The organism is Chloroflexota bacterium (genome assembly GCA_026389585.1).
In the GTDB taxonomy this organism is placed as follows: Bacteria; Chloroflexota; Dehalococcoidia; order UBA2247; family RBG-13-53-26; genus JAPLHP01.
This window is the reverse complement of record JAPLHP010000092.1, coordinates 1-18881: the sequence shown is the minus strand read 5'-3', so window position 1 is coordinate 18881 and position 18881 is coordinate 1. Positions and strand designations below refer to the sequence as shown.

The 18881-nt window shown below is 54.1% G+C and carries 19 protein-coding genes; 11 read left to right on the top strand and 8 right to left on the bottom strand.

The genetic code is table 11. The annotated features are described in order from the left end of the window. Nucleotides 1–159: 159 nt before the first annotated feature. From NTZ04_08605 to NTZ04_08575, 7 genes are all read right to left on the bottom strand, one after another. Nucleotides 160–978: an aspartate/glutamate racemase family protein gene (locus NTZ04_08605; protein MCX5992366.1), complete on the bottom strand. Its 819-nt coding sequence runs from the start codon at nt 976–978 to the stop codon at nt 160–162. 274 nt (nt 979–1252) lie between these two features. Next, entirely contained in the window at nt 1253–2020 is a 768-nt protein-coding gene (locus NTZ04_08600) for a TatD family hydrolase (GenBank protein ID MCX5992365.1), read from the bottom strand. Nucleotides 2021–2118: 98 nt separating this feature from the next. Next, entirely contained in the window at nt 2119–2907 is a 789-nt protein-coding gene (locus NTZ04_08595) for an AAA family ATPase (GenBank protein ID MCX5992364.1), read from the bottom strand. A gap of 71 nt (nt 2908–2978) precedes the next feature. Further along, nucleotides 2979–3773 (bottom strand): carbon monoxide dehydrogenase, encoded by a 795-nt coding sequence (locus tag NTZ04_08590; protein ID MCX5992363.1) that lies wholly within the window; start codon nt 3771–3773, stop codon nt 2979–2981. 159 nt (nt 3774–3932) lie between these two features. Then, entirely contained in the window at nt 3933–4754 is an 822-nt protein-coding gene (locus NTZ04_08585; protein ID MCX5992362.1) for an acyl-CoA dehydratase activase, read from the bottom strand. Nucleotides 4755–4801: 47 nt separating this feature from the next. Beyond that, nucleotides 4802–6121, bottom strand: a complete 1320-nt coding sequence (locus NTZ04_08580) for a 2-hydroxyacyl-CoA dehydratase family protein (GenBank protein ID MCX5992361.1) — start codon at nt 6119–6121, stop codon at nt 4802–4804. A 3-nt stretch (nt 6122–6124) separates the two neighbouring features. Then, nucleotides 6125–7273 (bottom strand): 2-hydroxyacyl-CoA dehydratase family protein, encoded by a 1149-nt coding sequence (locus NTZ04_08575; GenBank protein ID MCX5992360.1) that lies wholly within the window; start codon nt 7271–7273, stop codon nt 6125–6127. A gap of 277 nt (nt 7274–7550) precedes the next feature. Here NTZ04_08575 and NTZ04_08570 point away from each other — a divergent pair, with 277 nt between their 5' ends. Both NTZ04_08570 and NTZ04_08565 read left to right on the top strand, forming a co-directional pair. Beyond that, nucleotides 7551–8225, top strand: coding sequence for an ABC transporter ATP-binding protein (locus tag NTZ04_08570; protein MCX5992359.1), 675 nt, complete (start codon nt 7551–7553; stop codon nt 8223–8225). Between the two features lie 15 nt (nt 8226–8240). Continuing rightward, the gene (locus NTZ04_08565) at nt 8241–9452 is read left to right on the top strand and encodes a hypothetical protein (protein ID MCX5992358.1); all 1212 of its coding nucleotides are present in this window, start codon (nt 8241–8243) and stop codon (nt 9450–9452) included. Nucleotides 9453–9971: 519 nt separating this feature from the next. On the opposite strand, the gene NTZ04_08560 is transcribed toward NTZ04_08565, so the two are convergent. After that, nucleotides 9972–10484, bottom strand: a complete 513-nt coding sequence (locus NTZ04_08560; protein MCX5992357.1) for a site-2 protease family protein — start codon at nt 10482–10484, stop codon at nt 9972–9974. A gap of 266 nt (nt 10485–10750) precedes the next feature. Between NTZ04_08560 and NTZ04_08555 the strand changes: the two genes are divergently transcribed. From NTZ04_08555 to phoU, 9 genes are all read left to right on the top strand, one after another. Then, nucleotides 10751–11458: a response regulator transcription factor gene (locus tag NTZ04_08555; GenBank protein ID MCX5992356.1), complete on the top strand. Its 708-nt coding sequence runs from the start codon at nt 10751–10753 to the stop codon at nt 11456–11458. A gap of 2 nt (nt 11459–11460) precedes the next feature. Beyond that, nucleotides 11461–13209, top strand: coding sequence for an ATP-binding protein (locus NTZ04_08550; protein ID MCX5992355.1), 1749 nt, complete (start codon nt 11461–11463; stop codon nt 13207–13209). Between the two features lie 125 nt (nt 13210–13334). Next, a complete protein-coding gene (locus NTZ04_08545; protein ID MCX5992354.1) occupies nt 13335–13754 on the top strand; it encodes a hypothetical protein in 420 nt (139 codons plus the stop codon). Between the two features lie 475 nt (nt 13755–14229). Further along, nucleotides 14230–14673, top strand: a complete 444-nt coding sequence (locus tag NTZ04_08540; GenBank protein MCX5992353.1) for a methylglyoxal synthase — start codon at nt 14230–14232, stop codon at nt 14671–14673. Between the two features lie 25 nt (nt 14674–14698). Continuing rightward, entirely contained in the window at nt 14699–15514 is an 816-nt protein-coding gene (locus NTZ04_08535) for a phosphate ABC transporter substrate-binding protein (protein MCX5992352.1), read from the top strand. An 80-nt stretch (nt 15515–15594) separates the two neighbouring features. After that, nucleotides 15595–16476 carry a phosphate ABC transporter permease subunit PstC gene (gene pstC / locus NTZ04_08530; GenBank protein ID MCX5992351.1) on the top strand — a complete coding sequence of 294 codons (882 nt, stop codon included), beginning with the start codon at nt 15595–15597 and terminating at the stop codon, nt 16474–16476. Then, entirely contained in the window at nt 16466–17308 is an 843-nt protein-coding gene (pstA, locus tag NTZ04_08525; protein MCX5992350.1) for a phosphate ABC transporter permease PstA, read from the top strand. The genes pstC and pstA overlap by 11 nt, the downstream gene beginning before the upstream one ends. A 1-nt stretch (nt 17309) precedes the next feature. Continuing rightward, nucleotides 17310–18065, top strand: coding sequence for a phosphate ABC transporter ATP-binding protein PstB (gene pstB, locus NTZ04_08520; GenBank protein MCX5992349.1), 756 nt, complete (start codon nt 17310–17312; stop codon nt 18063–18065). A 21-nt stretch (nt 18066–18086) separates the two neighbouring features. After that, entirely contained in the window at nt 18087–18752 is a 666-nt protein-coding gene (gene phoU / locus NTZ04_08515) for a phosphate signaling complex protein PhoU (protein MCX5992348.1), read from the top strand. Nucleotides 18753–18881 lie beyond the last annotated feature (129 nt).

The window sequence follows — 18881 nt, the reverse complement described above, 5'->3', positions numbered from 1 at the left end:
TGCCTGAGTTGATCCATGCCATTGAGGAGTACCTGACAATATCCAATGCCGACCCTAAACCATTGGTGTGGAAAGCCTCCGCCAAAGCCATTCTTGACAAGCTCGCTCGTTGTAAAGCAGTTTATGAAACACTAGACTAGTCTGTGCCGCGTTTTGAGGCTACGCTGGCAGCCCGAAGTTGGACCTGACTCTTGCCCAGTCCTCTTTTGATGGCAGAACGTAGTTCCTGGTCCTGCTGGGAATCGGCAGGCCTGCCCCCTTCTTGATATCCACAGCCATTTCAGCCGTCTTCATGGCCACCATCACCGAGTCGATGATCGGTACCACCTGTCCATCGACGGTGATCTTATTGAAGCCAACCATGCTGCAGAACAGGCTGGTGCCGGCACAGCCGAGCACGATCGCATCGGCACCATCTTTCACACATTCCGCGGCCACTTCCGCCACAGCATCAGCGGCCAACTGGGGATTACCAAGCCACTTTTCCCAGACCTTCACAAAGGGGGCTTTATCAAATCGTATCCCATTGGGTATCAGCCGATCCTCCAGACCTGCCTGTTTGACCTGCTCCTCGATCTGGGCAAGCTGCCCTGCCATGTTGGTGCCTATTATGGCGAACTTGCGGCCTAACTGGCAGGCAAAGTGCATGCTGGACTCAGCAGGCCCAAAGATCGGTATGCTGACTACCGCCCTGGCTTCTTTGACACCCGGGTCTCCAAAACAATGTACGCAGGCAGCATCGAAGCCTTCCTTGTCTGCCTCGATGAATGCCTCGATTATCTCCCGCTTGTCCATGAGGGCAAAATAGGGATTATCGAAATCGAGCACATTGTCTCCCTTGAGGCCATGCTTTATCGGCTTCAACACCACTTCGGTGTCAGGTCGCAGCACTTTGTTGAAACTATGCTGCACCATGCCAAACCAGATATCGTGGAACCCCTCAGGCATCTCCGTAATATGAACCAGACAGATCTTCATTTTGCCCCCCTTTTCTCTGACTTATTTAATAACCACGGCTGGCAAACCTCATCCAAGCGAAGTTGGCCATCAGATTCTTCTACAATCTTAATACGCCACAGTCTCTCTGCCAAATCAACTATATAGTCACTGTTCTCCAGCTTTGTTTGCCTGTCAACAAACTTCAAACCCTAAATCCGAATTACTAAATCCTAAACAATTTCAAATATCAAAACGCGAAAGCTCTATTACCCTTAGAATTAAGATATCAGACTTTGGAGATGCCCCATCTTCTTCATATTCGAAAGAGTCTCAAGGCGTTCTCGGTAGTCTTTTCAGCCACAAAATCCGGCGACAGGCCTTTCATCTCCGCCGTCGCCCGCAGAGCACGGCTGACATCCGCCGGCTCTGCCTGATGCCCCTGATACACCACCGGGCAATCTGTCTCCAACAGCAGGTTCTCCAGAGGCACCTCCTTCACAGCCCGGCGGTGCTCCTCATGATACTCAACGGCTAATGTTGCCGAGACAAAGTGCCCCTGCTCCAGGATTTCCCTCAGCACATTAGTTGGCCCGGTGTACCAGTGAAAGATGGCCTTCTCTAATGATGCCTTTTTCGTCAGTTCAAAAGAGTCTCTCCAGGCATATCGTGAGTGGATTATCGCTGGCTTGCCGCAGCGTTTGGCGAGTGCCAGGATAGTCCCCAACACCTTCTGCTGCAGGTCTTTGCCAGCAGCACCCACTACCCTCTTGTGGTAGTCTAACCCCACCTCTCCTACCGCCACGGCCACCGAGAGATTATCCTCAATGAACTGCAGATGGCGCTCCAGGGACAAAAGGTCTTCATTCAGGCGACCAGGGTGCAGACCGAGCGCCGGATGGACGAAGCCCTGATATTTCCCGGCTATCTCCAGCACCTGGTGGTTTGATTCGTAATCCGAACCAACAGCCACTATGGCCACCACTCCACTCTGTTTGGCCCTCTCGATGGCTGAGCCCAGATCCCCTAACTCCTCCAGGTGAGCATGTGAATCAACCAGCCGGCACAATTTGTTTCCTTCCAACAATTGCCCCCTTCAATAGGAAATCACATGCTTCCTGACTATACTGAGAACACAGCCTGTAGGCAACCCTGAGGATACGTGACCGCAGAGTCAGGGCATCAGTTGAGGATATGCTTTTCCACGATACGCTGCACCGCAGCCAGACCCGGTGAATCGGCGGAAAGCTCGGTGATCGGTTTGCCGATCAGGTCATGGTAAGCGACGGTCTCGTCCTGAGGTATGCAGCCGAAGACCTCCAACCCTATCTCCTGGGCAGAGCGTCTCAGCAACTCCTCATTGCCTTGAACCCTGTTGAAAACAAGGCCCAGTCTCCCACACTGTATCACCCTGTCGTCCTGCACCATCCGCTTTATGAGGGCTGCAGTCTGAAGGCCTCTAGTTGTAGCATCACTGACAATAACCAGCGTATCAACATGGCGCACCACCTGCCTGTTTAGCTGCTCCACACCAGCTTCGCCGTCAATAATAATGGTGTCAAAGCTGTCGGAGAGCGTTTCTACGGCCCCGCGCAGCAGGTCATTAACCGGGCAGAAGCAGCCCAGGGTTTCAGTGCGCCCCATAGCCAGCAGGGCAAAATCATCCGTCTCGATAAGGGCTTCCAGCACCATATAGTCCAGCCTGTCACCCAATTGGGCCTTTTCCTCCTGGCTGCCACTCCTGGCCGTTTTGATGATCCCCTCACGGACCTGTCCCATGGTTCGCTTCACCTTCATACCCAGCGCATTGGGCAATCCCAAGGCCGGGTCGGCATCGATCAAGAGCAGCTTGCCAGCCCTGCCATTATCCAGCAGTACCCTAACCATCATGGCAGTGAACGCAGTCTTCCCCGTTCCACCCTTGCCACAGACAGCGATCAACCTTTTCTTCAAACACAGAGATTCAGACATCGATACTTGCACCTGGCGTATTACGGCTATCTGCAGCGATAAAGGCTGCCATCGCAGAAGCACCGTTCGAGCTAGGAACCAGGAGCCGTCTCCGACTGGGAGGACTTCTTCTTGCGCACCTTGACAACTTCCTTGATATCATCGCACACCGGCTGATCCGGGCAGGAAGTACAATCACCCCCGAAGCTGCACTCGTAGATGTCAAAGCCTTTGGCCTTCCAGTCTGATGCCAGGATACTATTGAATATCTTCCTAATCTGTGCGCCCATGGCATCCAGTGGCTCAAGGTCCTCCTTGCTCGTGGTGACGAAGACAATCTCCATCGCCTGCACCCCGGGCACATCTGCCTTGAAGATAGACATCAGCGCTCTTCCCAGGGTCTCAAAACAAAATCCTTTCTCTGCAACCTGCCTGCTGACCCTGGACCAGATGAGCTGGGATACGCTCCTGATCATATACCCTTCTATCCGGTCGGCGATGAATTGAGTATGTTCTAAGGTCTGATGGTCTTTCTCACTGAGGTCCCTGCCCCCCAACATCAATACCTGACCAAAGGACAGGCTGACTCCCGGTGATTCAGGGATATCCGGGCCGATCAAGGTGATCCTGCCATCCCTGATCAGAGAGGTATTGTCTGTCCACAGGAGAAAGGCAGAGGAGCCCGCTTCAGGGTTCCCCAGCTCTACAAAGGTATCACTGCGCAGCAGTATACTGGGATTCGCTCCAGAGCCGACCCGAACCGGCAATCCTTCCAGCAGCTTGCCAGCCTCCGAGGGGCAGGAGAATTCTCTAACCTGCCGCCCTTTTCGCCGCATGTCTGCCACATATTCAGCGACCTTCGGTATATAGACGTCGTAGATTGCCATGACTAAATTCCTCTTCACCAGTAGGGGCACGATGGAGAATATCTGACTATTCTGCTAGTGATTCCAGGCTTCCAGAAAAAGACGACCCTTCGATCAGCGGCAAGAAATCTTTCTGATGACCGAAGGGTCATTCTCGAAAACAGCCTCTCTTCTCTCGGGCTACTTTATTGCCTTTGCAGCCACGGAGTCAGCTTGTGACTGCTGGACCACTTTCTCGGTGGCTATAAGCGCTGCACCTATGGCTCCTGCAAGCTGAGGGTCCATGGACAGTCTCTTTATCTTCACCTTCAACCTCTGCTCCAATGCCCTGGCCAGGCCCTCATTCTTGGCACATCCACCGGTCAGTACCACATCTTCTACCAACCCTACCCTGCCTACCATGCCGCTCAACCTTCCGGCCACCGAGTTATTAAGTCCGGCAATAATATCAGCTACTTCAACGCCCTCGTTGATCAGGGTGATTACCTCAGACTCGGCAAAAACGGTGCACTGGCTGCTGATAGTCGCCGGCTTTTTGGCGTTGATACCCGCGTTCGAGAGCTCTTCAAGGCTCAGGTGAAGCGTCCTGGCCATACCTTCGAAAAACTTCCCTGTCCCGGCGGCACATTTGTCATTCATCACAAACTCCAGCACCTTGCCCTTGTCGCTTATGGACGTCACCTTGCAGTCCTGCCCGCCGATATCAACCACCGTCCTGGTTGCGGGATGCAGCCATTGAGCGCCGCGGGCGTGGCACGTAATCTCCGAGACATTCTCGTTAGCAAAATTGACCCTCAGTCTTCCATAGCCTGTGCCCACAGTGTAGTCCAGTTCCTCCAGCGATGACAGCCCCGCTCCCTGAAGGGCCTCATCCATAGCTTTGCGCGCCGTTACCTCGGGCCTGGTGGTGGATGGTATAATCGCATGCGCCACGATTTTCCCATCCTTCATGACGACCGCCTTACCAGTGGCCGAGCCTATGTCACAGCCTCCAACAATCATGCCTTCTCCTTGGTCTATTGTTCATGCTACGCTGCCGAGCAGCGCCTCTAACCCAAACCCATGGCCATGAAGAACTTGCTCAACTTGTCCTTGCACTCGTCCGGCGTGGTGTATCGGCGGTCAAAGAGGTCAAGACCTATGTGTATATAGGGAACCTTGAGTTCGTTGCATATCTCCCTCATGATTCCAGTGCTGGCAGACCCATCCTTGTGGCCCATGTGACCCGGCCAGATGACGACGTCTATATCGTAGTCCTTCACCACCCGCGCAATATCACTGGCAAAGTAATCGGCAGGACCACGCGCCTGCCTCACCATCGGTGAGTCATACAGGTTCCTCTTGGCCAGCCCCTTGAAAATGGTATCTTCATCCCTCAGGTCTATCGGCGTGTAGGGCTGAAGCCCAAACATCTCCATCACCAGCACCGCACCCCACTCCTGTTCCAGCCAGGGCATCAACTCAAAGACCCAACCAAAGGGCAGCAGATCGAACCAGAAATACCTGATCCTCTCCTTGGCTACTGGGCCAGTCCCGGCTTTGACGCGGGCCTCGGCATCGGCATACAGTTGCTGCAGCCACTTAGTTCCTCTTGGCTTGCCTGTCTGGAAGACCTGGGTGGCGGCGAAGGCCTGTGGCCCACCGACCCCCCACCCGTGGGGACAGGGATGCGCCCGTCTCAACTGGGTATATTCTGACAGAATTGCGTACTGCTTGTTAGTCTCTTTGCAGACCTCTCTGAGCCTGTCGAGGTCCAGCTTGAGCCCGGTGTTCTCTTCCAGGAAGGCGACCATCCGCCGCAGCTCCCCGGCATAGTAGTCTATGCCCCGCTGGTCTTCAAAGTAGGGCGGGTCACTGGCAAATATGGGAACATCGCGCCACTTCTTGTTCCGCTTTACAGCCTGGTGCAGCATATTCCCGGCATCGCAGGGATGTATCAACCCGATGAGCGCCCATGGCTTCGGCGTCAGCCCCGCCTCTATGTAGTACAGAGAGAGCCGACACGCGGTGCACCAGTCAGTCCCCAGCCCCATGGCCTCAGCGCCATCAATATCCTCCATCAGGTAAGGTGCCGAGGCGGCCAGAAACGGAGTGGCCATGATCATATACCACGGGAGTCCCATGGCTTCGTAGATCTCCGGAGCGGCGCAGAAGTAGCCGGCGACGAAGGGCTTACCCTCCTCGGCGCAGTGTACTATCTGATCGTACCGCTCCACTGTGATGTCGGTTATCTCCTTGCTGAGCTGGCTCATGGGGTCAGGCATCTGTGCCAGGATGCCCGACAGGTAATTGAAGTAATCGCGTTCCTGTCTGTATCGATTGAAGGTCTCCGGCTGGTATACGTATTTTCTTAGATTATTCGTTGTCATCGTTTACCTCCCCATCATTTCCAGGAACGCCTGAACCCGCGTTCTCAATTGTCCGGCGCCGACATTGATATAGTCTCTATCCAGCCTAATAAAGGGAATGCCCGCTTCTTTCAGGTCCTCTCCTGTCATAAACTGCTCGCCTGTCCAGCAGTCGCACATCACCAGCCGCTCGGCAACCACTCCGTCCACGTTGAAGTCACGGATCATGTCCTTGATAAAGGCTGCCCTTCTGGGCTGGTCCCCGAACATTCTCGCGCAGGAAGGGCGGTCGGCTATGTAATATCGGGCCAGAGCCGTAACAGGGTCCTTCTCCTTCTCATCGACGTCCTTCCACATGATTCTGGTGCCGAAACACATCGAGTCGGTGACTACCAGGCCTCCCTGGCTCTCAATGACTTCGATGTAGGCTGGATCGTCCAGTATGCCACCTATCAGCATTATCCTGGCGCGGTGGTCGGAATGGCCCGCAGATGACTGGCTCAGTTCGTCAACAAGCTCCTTCAGGAGCTTGTTGTACTCCTCCCGAGGCATAGCCGTGCCAGCCACCATGACCGCCAGCGTTTCCGCACCGGTAATCGGCGGAGCCTTTCTCTTTCGGAGCTCATAGAGTTGCCTCTGCAGCCGCCGCGTCTCGTTGTGCAGCTTGATGGCCTTCCACAGGCGTTCATCCGATATAAACACCCCGAAGTGGTCCTTCATGGAGTCTCTGAACATGGCGATTTCACCCCGGAACCATTCCACCTGCGGTTCCTCCACCTTCTTGGGGAGGCTGATAAGGCGCAGGTAGGGAGTGTCTATCTTGCGCTTCCAGTGGTCATAGATGCGGCGAACGTGATCGCAGCTATTGACCCACACCACGCCGTCTAGGAAACTGTACTCACCCCGCAGGCCCAGGTCCAGGGAATGGCGGGAGAAGCTGCAGTTGATGCTGCTCACACAGGTATCAGCCATGTCCGTCCCGGTGCTGCCCGTACCGCGCATACGGAACGGGACAAAGCCTGCCGCTGTAATAACCTCCTCCGGGACATAGGAGCAGTAGCAGCCTATGATCTTGCCTCCCTGTTCCTTCCACTTGCGCAGAGATGGATTGACCAGGGTACTGGTGGCTTCCTGGAACTCCTGCAATGCCTTAGTTTTTACCTTGGTAGCCATTTCATTTCCCCCCTTCCGGAGCGGCTCACGTTAGCATGAGCAGCGCCCATTGTTTTGTCTGCCTGTTTTCTCGATATATTGCTCCTAGGATCAGTCTAACAGGGAAATACAGGGCTGGTCAAACAATTGTGCCACGTCAAGTCTAGTGGCACAAAAGTACAACTTGCGCCTGCGATCGGCAGCATATCCTGTTAAATATGGGGCAAGTTGGCAATATTAGTTATATAATATTGTGTAGCACTAACAAACCTCATTTCAAAAGCAATTTGTGTTTCAGATGATAAGCATCAAGAACCTCACCAGGATCTACAAACTCGGAAGCGTCGAGGTCAACGCTTTGATGGATATCTCATTGTCGATTGAGGCAAGAGACATAATTTGCATTATGGGAAAGAGCGGCTCCGGGAAGTCAACGCTGCTGAGACAGATGGGGCTCATCGATCGTCCGACCTCCGGACAGGTTATCTTCGAGGGTCAGGATTTGACCCGCCTCTCCGATGGTGCCCGGGCAAGAATGCGTTTAACGCACCTGGGCTACATCTTCCAGGAGTATGCGCTTCTGGGGGAGCTGACTGCGCACGAAAACGTCTATCTTCCCGGGATGATGCTGGGCGGCAAGGTGGCTGACTACAGAAGGAAGGCAGCAGAGCTACTGGAGATGGTGGGACTGGGTGAGCGAACGAATCACAAGCCAAGGGAACTCTCGGGCGGAGAGCAACAGAGAGTGGCTATTGCCAGGGCACTGATCAACAGCCCCCGCGTGCTATTTGCCGATGAGCCGTGTGCCAATCTCGATAGCATTTCATCCGAGGTCGTAATGGAAACTCTTCTGAATCTGAACAAGGAACTGGGCATCACCATCGTCTTCGTATCGCACGATACGGACGATAAGAAATACGCCAACAGATTCGTTTTCCTCAAAGATGGGAGGCAAGTTTCTGAATACATCTAGGTGCTGTCAACGACAATGAATTCGCTGAAGGTAGCTGCTTTCCTCGCTCTCAAGTCTCTCACAAGAGGAAACTTGCGGGTCCTCACGCTTACCATTGCCATGCTGATCCTGGTGTATCTCAATCTGATTTTCACGCCGGCGCTCCTTGACGGGGCGGTGCACAGCCTAGACGATAAGACCAAGAATTTCCTGTCCGGGGATATCGTTGTCCAGCCTACCAATGAAATTCCGGTTATACCAAATGCACAGGAACTCGTCTTGGGGATTGAGTCTGTTGAGGGGGTGGCAGCAGCATGTGCCAGAAGCAATCTGGGGACTGAAATCAGCTACCAGGGAGAACATATCACTTCTGTGGTCTATGCCATTGATCCAGCAAAGGACAGCAGGGTGTTTCAAATCTCAGAGAAGATAATTGAGGGCAAGTATCTTGATCCTGAAGACACCGACCAGGTGCTGCTCGGCCTTCAGATAGCCGGGAGCGGTCAGGAAAACCTGGAATTCTACGCCAGCTCTCTCAGGACAGTGCATGCCGATGACCGTGTGACCATCAAGTACGTTACCGGCGTGGAGAGGGAGTACACGGTCAAGGGCATATTCTATACTGAACTTATCCAAAGTGACCTCAGAGCTTATATCACCCAGAAGGAGGCCAACAGTATCTATCCCGTGATAAATGGCAAGGCAATGAGCATTCATGTGAAGGTGCAGCCAAACGCCAAACCGGATTTGGTGATGAACAAGATAGAAGCCTTGAGGCCAGGAGAATTCAGATTCCAGACGTGGAAAGATTCACTGGGAACCCTCAAAAGCATGACGAAGAGCTTTGACCAGATTATTACCATCCTGCGGACTACCGCCCTGATTGTGGCGGCGATCACGATCTTCATCGTTACCTATGTTGACCTGGCCAACAAGCGGAGACAAATTGGCATCGAACGGGCTATCGGCATAACGTCCGCTTCCATTGTAATATCGTACATTATCCGCGCCATCTTGTATGCCATTGTCGGCATCCTGGCAGCGGCTATCATCTATGTCTACGTCGTGGTGCCAATTGAAGCACGCTATCCCTTCCATTTCCCCTTTGGCGATGTCTTACTTCCAGTAAGCGTGCCGATTCTGGCCTCCTCAGCCGGCATCCTCTGTGCGGTGGCCATAGCCTCAGCGTTCATCCCCGCTTGGCAGACCGTAAGGACAAAAATAATCGACGCCATCTGGGCAAGCTGATGGGTTCACCGAGGCCCTGCGGTCCGAGAGGATTCCAGCAAAACCCCACTCCGTGGGCGGCGCATTAACCTCGCCCTTGGCCAAGGGCATGCTGATCCCCCCAGAACTCCTGCAAGTGGTCCCCGCCAAAACAAGCTGGCAGGAATAAAAGTAGAGGTGTGTGACATCCCCAAGCCCCCGCCAAAGGGTCTTCTGCCCCTCTGCACTGTTTTCATTCAACGGAATACAACCTATACGATCTTTAATGATACGATAAATCACCGAAGCAAGCCCTATCTCATGTTGGTCCACGTGCTTCCTTCCTTCTTGACGATGGTAATACAACACGAGTGCGATAGATAACCATCGTGGCAGATCATAGCATTCCAAGAAATTTATGCCAAGGTCATCTTGCTGCAGGATTATGTCATGATGGGAGACACATTCCCAACAAAAGGATCGGCAATCAATGCCAGCGAGAAGAGGCAGGTAGCTGCCTTTCAGATAGAGCAGGAGGTTTGATGGTGGAATGTGATTGCGCTAGCCCAAGTATATCATCTGGAAGATAAAGAGCCCGATGCCAACTACCAGGACAAGTCCCCAGGCTGCCTTATTCCATTCCAAAATCTTCGCCCCATCGAATGGCCCCAGGGGAATTAAATTGAAAACAGCCAGCCAACTGTTGACCTGTGCCCCAAGGCTAAAGAGGAGGTGAGGTTTAGCCAGGTACAGCACCAGGAATACAAGGGCGAGGGAAATGTTCATCACCAGTCCGGCTATCGAGATCAGCCCCAACCCCTCTTTGGTCAAGGCTATTTCTCCCAATGCACCTCTCTGCAGATATATCACAAGTGCTCCAGGAGCAGCGAAGACAATACCGATAAGTGACCCCAGCAGTGCTATTATCAAGCCAGCGGGCCACATAACATACTCTGCATGGCAGCCGAACCTTCTGGCAAGGAACCTATGACCCATCTCATGAAGCACAAAGCCCAACAATACACCAACCAGAGCCATAAGTATGGCTTTTAATAAATCACTCCGGTCGGGCAAAGAAGGGGAAAAACCTCCCGAAAGAGCGATACCGAAGGCAACTGCCAGAAGAACAGAGAGATAACCCGCTCTATCAGCTCATTCGCTTTCATGCTCGTTCTATTCAAGTCTAACGTAAAGCATCCTTAGCTGCCAGTCTGCCACAAAACAATGCCCGGGGTGCTTTCGAAGCGTATCCTCGCTTGCCGGTCCCGGTTCCACAAATCAGCACCTGAAGTTGATTTACCTGGGTCGTAAAGGTTATATTCTTGCCAAGGGAAATAGGGATGATCGGCAGCAAAGTCCTCGTTGTGGAAGATGACCAAACCCTGCTCGATGTGTTGAAGTACAACTTCAGCAAGGAAGGCTATGACGTACTCACTGCTTCCGATGGAGTCCGGGCTCTGGAAATTGCCCGGAGCGAGAGCCCGGCACTGGTTATCCTTGACATCATGCTCCCGAAGCTGGATGGATACGAGGTTTGCCGCATCCTGCGGCAGGAGATGACGGTGCCTATTCTGATGCTCACTGCCAAGACCGAAGAACTCGACAAGATTGTTGGGCTGGAGCTCGGTGCTGATGACTACATGCCCAAGCCCTTCAGCATGAGGGAGCTTGTGGCGCGCGTTAGAGCAATCCTTCGGCGTGCGGAAATGATAAAGAGGGAGACAGCCCCTGCAGGCGAGGCGGCTTCTTCATCGTTCAGGTCTGGTGATCTCGATATTGACGTTGCCCGGCACAGAGTCTCTCACAGTGGCCACGTCATCGACTTGCCCCCCACCGAGTTCGCCCTCCTTGCATTTCTGGCGAGAAACTGCGGGCAAGTGTTCAGCCGTGATCATCTGCTGGAGAAAGTCTGGGGTTATGACTACGCAGGTGACACGCGGACTGTAGATGTCCATGTCAGGTGGTTAAGACAGAAGATTGAGGTTGATCCTGGTCATCCCAAACACCTTTTGACGGTGAGGGGTGTGGGCTACAAGTTCGAGGAGTAGCAGTGTTTCGTAGTATCAGATGGCGAATAGCGATAGCCTTTGCAGTACTTATCGTCGTTTGCATTGGTGGGCTAAGCGCCTATCTGTCCCACTTCTTTCGAGAAGACTATGTCAATAACCTGAAGACACAGCTCACTGATCAGGCGTGGCTGGTGGCAGACAGTGCCGCACCGCATTTTGCGAGCGGCCAGCCGAGTGAGACCAACGATTCGGCAGAGAGAGTGGGGCGGCAGATCAGCGCTCGCGTGACCATCATCGACAAAGATGGGCGGGTGGTTGGCGATTCCGAAGAAGACCCTGCAACAATGGATAACCACTCTGACCGGCCAGAGGTAAAGCAGGCCATCGCCGACGGGGTAGGGAGCAGCATCCGCCACAGCGAGACTCTGGGCTATGACATGATGTATGTTGCCGTCCCCATAAGTACAAGCGGCGAGATAGTGGGGGTGGCGCGGGTGTCTATCCCCTTGAGCCGGATCGGCGCATCCATGGGGCATATCAACATGGTGATTATTGTGGGATCCCTAGTGGCTGCTGCTCTTGCTATTCTACTGGCATTTCAGATAACGAGAATCACCGTTGAGCCAGTCAAGAAGCTGACCAGGATTTCCAAAAAGATGGCTGAAGGAGACCTCGACCAGGAAATAGTTGTGACATCGATGGACGAGGTCGGTCAACTGGCCAGAGCCTTTAATCGAATGGCCTCACAACTGAAGCAAATGATGGCCCTCATCACTGCTGAGCGAGACAGAATGGCAGTCATCTTCGCTCACATGGATGATGCCATTTTCGTGATCGATGGTGACAGCAGAGTGACAATGCTGAACAGGGCTGCAGAGAAGACATTTCAGATCTCAAAGGACATGGCCTTGGGGCATACCTTCATCCAGGTAGTGCGTGACTATGAGCTTGATGCGCTGCTCCAGCGTTGCCTCACCACAAGGGAGCAACAAACGGGATTAGTAAAGGTGAGGCCCAGGAAGCAGTTCCTTGGTGCCATAGTCACGCCCTTTCAGGGAGAACCCGGCTGCTTAGTGCTGGTCCAGGACCTCACCGAACTGCGGAAGCTGGAGACGATTCGTCGGGACTTCATCGCCAACCTGTCCCACGAGCTCCGCACGCCAATCACATCACTCAAAGCGCTGACTGAGACTCTGCGTGACGGGGCCATCGAACAACCCTCTGTGGCCAAGGACTTTCTGGGCAAGATGAACGCCGAGGTCGACAGGCTGGCCCAGATGGTTCAGGAGATGGGAGACCTCTCCCGTATTGAGAGCGGTGAGGCTCTCCTTCAGAGGAGGTCTGTCAACGTAGCTGACATTGTGGTGCGTGCTGTGGAAAGGCTGAAGGCGCAGTCTGAACGAGCTGAGCTTCGTCTGGAAACACAAATCGCCTCAGGCTTGCCACGGGTCTCGGCTGACGAGGGCAGGGTGGAGCAGGTCTTACTAAACCTTATTCATAATGCGATCAAGTTCACACCGCCTGGCGGTCGAATTGATGTCAAGGCCAGAGTAGACGGCAACAATCTCCTTGTTTCAGTGTCCGATACGGGTGTCGGCATTTCTCCCGATGATCTGCCACGTGTCTTCGAGCGGTTCTACAAGGCAGACAGGGCCCGTGCTGGTGGCGGCACCGGCCTAGGATTGGCCATCGCCAAGCACATAGTCGAAGCCCACGGTGGCCGGATTTGGGCGGAGAGTGTGGAGGGGAAGGGGACCACCTTCAGTTTCACCCTGCCTCTGGCCCCCTAGCCCAAGCCATCCTCCGTGACCTAACTGAGATTCTGGAGTGATAGAATGATCCAAGGCAGGTCGCTTTCTAACAGAGTCGCGTGAAAATGATGAAACGATCAAGGAAACTGGCCGGAGTATTACTTATGGTAGTTGCTCTAATAGCTGCCTGCAGGTCCCAAAGTAAACCCGCAATGACATTTGAGACGATTGGAATAAGGGGCGAAACGGTCTTTGTTACCCTTGTTTCACCTAGTGCCGATGAGGTGTCCGCTGCAGACCTGGCAAGTCGGTTGAGACAGGATTGGCAAGGCCAGCTCTACAGAGGATACGAAATTCAGGTCATGGTATTCGATAACAAAGAGGCCCCTGAGAGATGGCTTGAGCTTTGGGACGCATCTGTAGGAGAGTGGGAGGAGGCTAAAGCCCAAGTATATCCACACTGGATTGCGACGTATTCGAGGAACATAAACGCCGGCTTGCACCAGGTCGAGATTCTCTCCAGGGACGCAAACGCTGATGTTCTGCAAACCATCAGATTCCCAAGTCCCAACGGTCCCGACTGAGCGGCAAATCTGAACCAAGTACCACATGGGTCCCTCATAACCCAGCGCTTCGCAGAGCTCCAGTCCATCATCAGAATAAGTGGCCTGCCTAGGCACTTGCATTAGTCTGCCAGGCCACTACTGGACCCAGTAGATGCTGACGCTGCCTCATGAGTCCCTCTTATAGGCTCGTGTGAGAGACCCTACTTTCTAGCCAGTTGACGAAGGCTCCTGCTCCTCCTGCGGCCGACAACCTCTTGACATTTTGAACAATCTGCTTCTTGCTTTGATCTCTGCCGTGGCAAAGCAAGACTGAGATGGACTCCTCTTTCGAGTGAGGATACTGATGTTGATGACTTGAAGTCCATCGATTTAACCTTCTCTTAACAAAACCTTAATCATGCCTTAAACATTGCCTGTTATGCTAGGAATCAAGATGTGGGTATTCAATAGGACTGAACCGATGAACAGACTGTTCAGAGAAAGGCGGTGAAATATGGAGAGACCTACTCTAGCCCTGATAGCCCATGATGCCAAGAAGGCCGACATGGTCTTCCTCGTGCAGGCACATCGGGACGAGTTCTCCAAACTCAACCTGGTGGCTACAGGAACGACCGGGAAATTCATTCAAGACAAAATCGGACTGCCGGTAAAACGGATGAAGAGCGGCCCGGAAGGCGGCGATCAGCAGATTGGAGCGCTGATAGCCAACGGTGATGTGCAGGCATTGATCTTTCTGCGCGACCCGTTGACCGCTCATCCCCACGAGCCGGACGTGTCGGCGCTGCTTCGGGTGTGTGACGTACACAATATCCCCCTGGCAACCAACTTGGCGACTGCCGAGGCGGTGGCAAACCTTCTGTTCCATCACCCCGAGGCCCTCAAAGAAGGGTACGCGATCCCCCGGTCGGAGATGAACCTGGCGGGCGCGTTGAAATAGAACAACATATTGAGAAGGAGGAGATATGACTATCAAGCCAAGTAGAAGTTGGATGTTATTAGTTCTGGCGGGCGTGCTGGCTTTGTCCCTGGTGCTGGTTGGCTGCGGGAAGCAACTATCGGGCAGTGTCAGTGTGGGGGGATCGACTACCGTACAGCCTCTGGCGCAGGCGCTGGCAGATGCCTTTCAACTGAAGCACCCCGATGTATCCATCACCATCGCAGGTGGAGGTACTGCCGCTGGTATCAAGGGCGCCAATGAGGGCACGTTTGACATCGGCGCAGCATCCAGAGACTTGAAGTCGGGTGAGCCAGCGCTGGTCACACATCTTCTGGCCAAGGATGGGATCGGCATCATTACCAACCCCGGCAATGCCGTCCCCGGACTGACCAAGGCGCAGGTGGTAGGCATCTTCAGCGGCGCCATCGTCAACTGGCAGGACGTTGGCGGGGCTGATGACGAAATTTTCGTGTTTGTGAGAGAGTCAGGATCTGGTACCAGGACCGCCTTCCAGGACTTGGTGATGGGGAGTGAGAACATCACCAGCTCCGCTTTGCAGCAGACGTCAAGCGGAGCCATAAAGCAGGCTGTTGCTGGTAACCCTAACGCAATCGGCTTCGAGTCATTGGCCTACGTTGACAGCTCCATCAAGGCACTGGCTATTGATGGTGTCGCGGCTACCGAGGCGAATGCCAAGGATGGAATCTATCCCATCGTTCGTCCGCTATACTTCCTCACCAAGGAGCAGCCCACCGGGTTGGTGAAGGATTTTATCGACTTCTGCCAGAGCACAGAGGGGCAGCAGATTGTGGCTGAAAACGGTTACATCGCAGTGAAATGATCTAACCTAGCATCCCGAACTACGCGATAGGATGGCTTTCACAAGGCCATCCTATTCGGCGTATGATAGAAAAAGGGTATATGAGATCGCGATACCTGATCGACCGTAGTTCGAGGATGTTGCTCCTCGTTTGTGCCTTTCTTTCTCTGGTGATACTGGCGGCCATCGCTGTGTACATCTTTAGGGCAGCACTGCCAGCCATTCGAGAGGTTGGCCTGTGGCACTTTCTCTTCGGAGAAGTCTGGCGTCCAAGCGATACACCAGGCGAGGGCCGGTACGGCATCCTGCCGATGATAGTGGGCTCTGTAGTGGTCACGGCGGGTGCCTTGATCCTGGCAGTACCTCTGGGTATTGGCTGTGCCATTCTGCTGGCAGAAGTGGCTCCCCAACGGGTTCGTCAGTTCTTGAGGCCGGCAGTGGAGCTTCTGGTGGGCATCCCTTCGGTGGTCTACGGGCTGGTGGGCCTAGTGATTGTCGTCCCGTTGGTCCGTCGTATTGAAGGCCCCGGACTCAGCGTAGCCGCTGGAATCATCGTTCTGGCCGTGATGATTCTGCCGACTATCGTCAGCATCAGCGAGGACAGCATCAGGGCCGTACCCAAGAGCCACAGGGAAGGCGCTCTGGCTCTGGGGGCCACTCACTGGCAGACCATATGGCGGGTCCTTCTTCCAGGAGCCCGCTCCGGCATCGTTGCCTCCGTTGTCCTGGCGATGGGCCGGGCTATAGGAGAAGCCATGGCCATGATCATGGTCCTCGGCAATGCCGCAGTTATACCTTCGTCACTGTTCAGCCCGGCCAGCACTCTGGCAGGTACTATTGCCGCAGAGGCCCCTGAGGCATCAGGAGTACAGCGCAGCGCCCTTTTTGCCATGTCAGTCGTGCTGTTCCTTTTGATCATCGTCATCAATGGCGTCGCACTCATCATCATGAGGAGGGGGAGCCGTGCCCAGGGTGTCTGCTAGACTCACCCAGAAGCTGGCTGTGGTATGCATCTGGGCAACCGGTGCCACCACCGTTCTTGCCCTCCTGGTGATTATCGGCTACACCATGTATCGGGGATTGCCGCACATCGGTTGGTCCTTCCTGACCACCGCTCCGAAAGGTGGAACGTCTGGGGCCGGGGGTATTTCCACCGTCATCGTTAGCACCCTATACCTAGTGGGGCTCACCTTGCTGATCCTGGTGCCGCTGGGCGTAGGAGCTGCCGTCTACCTGGCGGAGTACGCGCCCGATAACAGACTGACGCGGTTCATCCGCTTCGGGACTGAGGTTCTGGCAGGCGTGCCATCTATCGTCTTTGGCATGTTTGGTTTTGCATTTCTGGTCATCGCTCTGCATTTTCACTTCTCCATTCTCTCCGGAGCTCTGACCCTGGTCTGCCTTCTGCTGCCAACCCTCATCCGCACTTCTGAGGAGGCCATAAAAGCAGTCCCCCGCTCTTATAGAGAGGCGGCTTTGGCACTGGGAGCCACGAAGTGGCAGACGACATGGCGAGTGACTCTTCCCGCCGCTATTAGCGGAATAGCCACCGGGGTGATCCTCTGCATCGGACGAGCAGTGGGAGAGACTGCCGCCCTCTACGTGACTATGGGTGGCACTACTGCCCTGCCCACGTCTCTCTTGTCATCCGGGCGGACATTGGCACTGCATGTCTTCTACCTGGCGACAGTGACCAATAACCTTGATGGGGCATTTGCCACCGGAGTCATCTTAATCATAGTAATAGTAGTTGCCAACTCAATTACGAACTGGCTGTCGCAGCGCTTTCGTGCGAGAATGGCTGGAGGAACCTGATATGGACACGAAGATAGAAACCAGGCAGCTTAGCTTCTACTATGGCAAGCGGCAGGCCTTAAGAAACGTCAGCCTGAAAGTCCCGGACAATCAGATCACCGCCTTCATTGGGCCGTCAGGCTGCGGCAAGTCGACATTCCTGCGTGTCCTGAATAGGATGAACGACACCATCCCGGGAGTACGCCTCGAGGGTGAGGTACTTCTGGATGGGCAGAACATCTACGGGCCTAGCGTTGATGTGGTGGAGGTGAGAAAAAGGGTGGGGATGGTATTCCAGCAGCCGAATCCTTTCCCCAAGTCTATCTTCGATAATGTGGCCTTCGGCCCCCGTGTGCTAGGCATGGACCGTAACGTCTCTCTCAGCGACGTAGTGGAGAAGAGCCTGCGGGCTGCCGCTCTATGGGATGAGGTAAAGGATGTAATTGGAAAATCAGGGTTGGCACTCTCAGGAGGACAGCAGCAGAGGCTGTGTATCGCCCGAGCATTAGCGACAGAGCCAGAGGTCTTACTTATGGATGAGCCTTGCTCTGCTCTTGATCCTCAGTCAACACTGAGAATAGAGGAACTGATGGATGAACTAAAGGAGCGGTACACCATCGTCATTGTCACCCATAACTTGCAGCAGGCTGGCCGGGTGTCCGACTGGACCGGATTCCTGCTGTTGGGGGAACTGATAGAATATGGCAAGACCAGCGAGTTGTTCAGCCGGCCACGGGATAAGAGGACCGAGGACTATATTACCGGTCGCTTCGGTTAAAGGAGGGCGATAAAAATGCCAATGCCAAGAGAGAGTTTTCACCGCCATCTCACTGCACTTCAGAATGAAGTCCTATTTATGGGCAGCATGGCAGAAAAGGCCATCGAACGCTCCATGGAAGCCCTCAAGAGCAGGGACTTGGAGCTGGCACGTCAGGTTGTCGCTGATGATGCCAAGATAAATCAGAAGCGTTTCGACATCGAAGAGAAATGCGTTGAACTCATCGTCACTCAGCAGCCGATGGCCAGTGATCTGAGGGTTATTATCGCCGTCCTGAATATCATCATCGACCTGGAGAGGATTGCCGATCACGCTGAAGGCACTGCCAAAATTGCGGTTATGATCGGCAATGAGCCGCCGCTGAAGCCGCTGATCGACTTGCCCCGCATGGCTCAGAAGACAGTGGAAATGCTCCGGCGGAGCCTCGATGCTTTCGTTAACCGCAATGCCGAGGCATGCAGGAAAATCTGTGCCGAGGATGACGAGATTGACCACTTGTATGACCAGGTGTTCCGGGAGCTGCTCACCTTTATGGCGGAGGACTCCAAGACGATCACCAGGGCCACCCGCCTCATCTGGGTCGGGCACAACCTGGAGCGGAGTGCCGACAGGGTGACCAACATCTGCGAGCGGGTGATCTATGTTGTCACCGGGAAGATGGAGGAAATAGGGGCCTCGAAGTATTAGACCTTTAGCGTCCTGAACTCCGACGAAGTCCTAGGAGTGTGTCCGAGTAATACCTATGCTGAGCGTGGGCGACCTTGATTTTTGACTTCTTCTAGGCATGGCCAACCTATTACTCGGACAGGCTCCTAG

Excerpts from the sequence above, each read along its gene's own strand:
- NTZ04_08605 (MCX5992366.1), bottom strand. The coding sequence starts at position 978 with ATGAAGATCTGTCTGGTTCATATTACGGAGATGCCTGAGGGGTTCCAC.
- NTZ04_08595 (MCX5992364.1), bottom strand. The coding sequence starts at position 2,907 with ATGTCTGAATCTCTGTGTTTGAAGAAAAGGTTGATCGCTGTCTGTGGC.
- NTZ04_08590 (MCX5992363.1), bottom strand. The coding sequence starts at position 3,773 with ATGGCAATCTACGACGTCTATATACCGAAGGTCGCTGAATATGTGGCA.
- NTZ04_08585 (MCX5992362.1), bottom strand. The coding sequence starts at position 4,754 with ATGATTGTTGGAGGCTGTGACATAGGCTCGGCCACTGGTAAGGCGGTC.
- NTZ04_08580 (MCX5992361.1), bottom strand. The coding sequence starts at position 6,121 with ATGACAACGAATAATCTAAGAAAATACGTATACCAGCCGGAGACCTTC.
- NTZ04_08575 (MCX5992360.1), bottom strand. The coding sequence starts at position 7,273 with ATGGCTACCAAGGTAAAAACTAAGGCATTGCAGGAGTTCCAGGAAGCC.
- NTZ04_08570 (MCX5992359.1), top strand. The coding sequence starts at position 7,551 with ATGATAAGCATCAAGAACCTCACCAGGATCTACAAACTCGGAAGCGTC.
- NTZ04_08565 (MCX5992358.1), top strand. The coding sequence starts at position 8,241 with ATGAATTCGCTGAAGGTAGCTGCTTTCCTCGCTCTCAAGTCTCTCACA.
- NTZ04_08555 (MCX5992356.1), top strand. The coding sequence starts at position 10,751 with ATGATCGGCAGCAAAGTCCTCGTTGTGGAAGATGACCAAACCCTGCTC.
- NTZ04_08545 (MCX5992354.1), top strand. The coding sequence starts at position 13,335 with ATGGTAGTTGCTCTAATAGCTGCCTGCAGGTCCCAAAGTAAACCCGCA.
- NTZ04_08540 (MCX5992353.1), top strand. The coding sequence starts at position 14,230 with ATGGAGAGACCTACTCTAGCCCTGATAGCCCATGATGCCAAGAAGGCC.
- NTZ04_08535 (MCX5992352.1), top strand. The coding sequence starts at position 14,699 with ATGACTATCAAGCCAAGTAGAAGTTGGATGTTATTAGTTCTGGCGGGC.
- pstC (MCX5992351.1), top strand. The coding sequence starts at position 15,595 with ATGAGATCGCGATACCTGATCGACCGTAGTTCGAGGATGTTGCTCCTC.
- pstB (MCX5992349.1), top strand. The coding sequence starts at position 17,310 with ATGGACACGAAGATAGAAACCAGGCAGCTTAGCTTCTACTATGGCAAG.
- phoU (MCX5992348.1), top strand. The coding sequence starts at position 18,087 with ATGCCAAGAGAGAGTTTTCACCGCCATCTCACTGCACTTCAGAATGAA.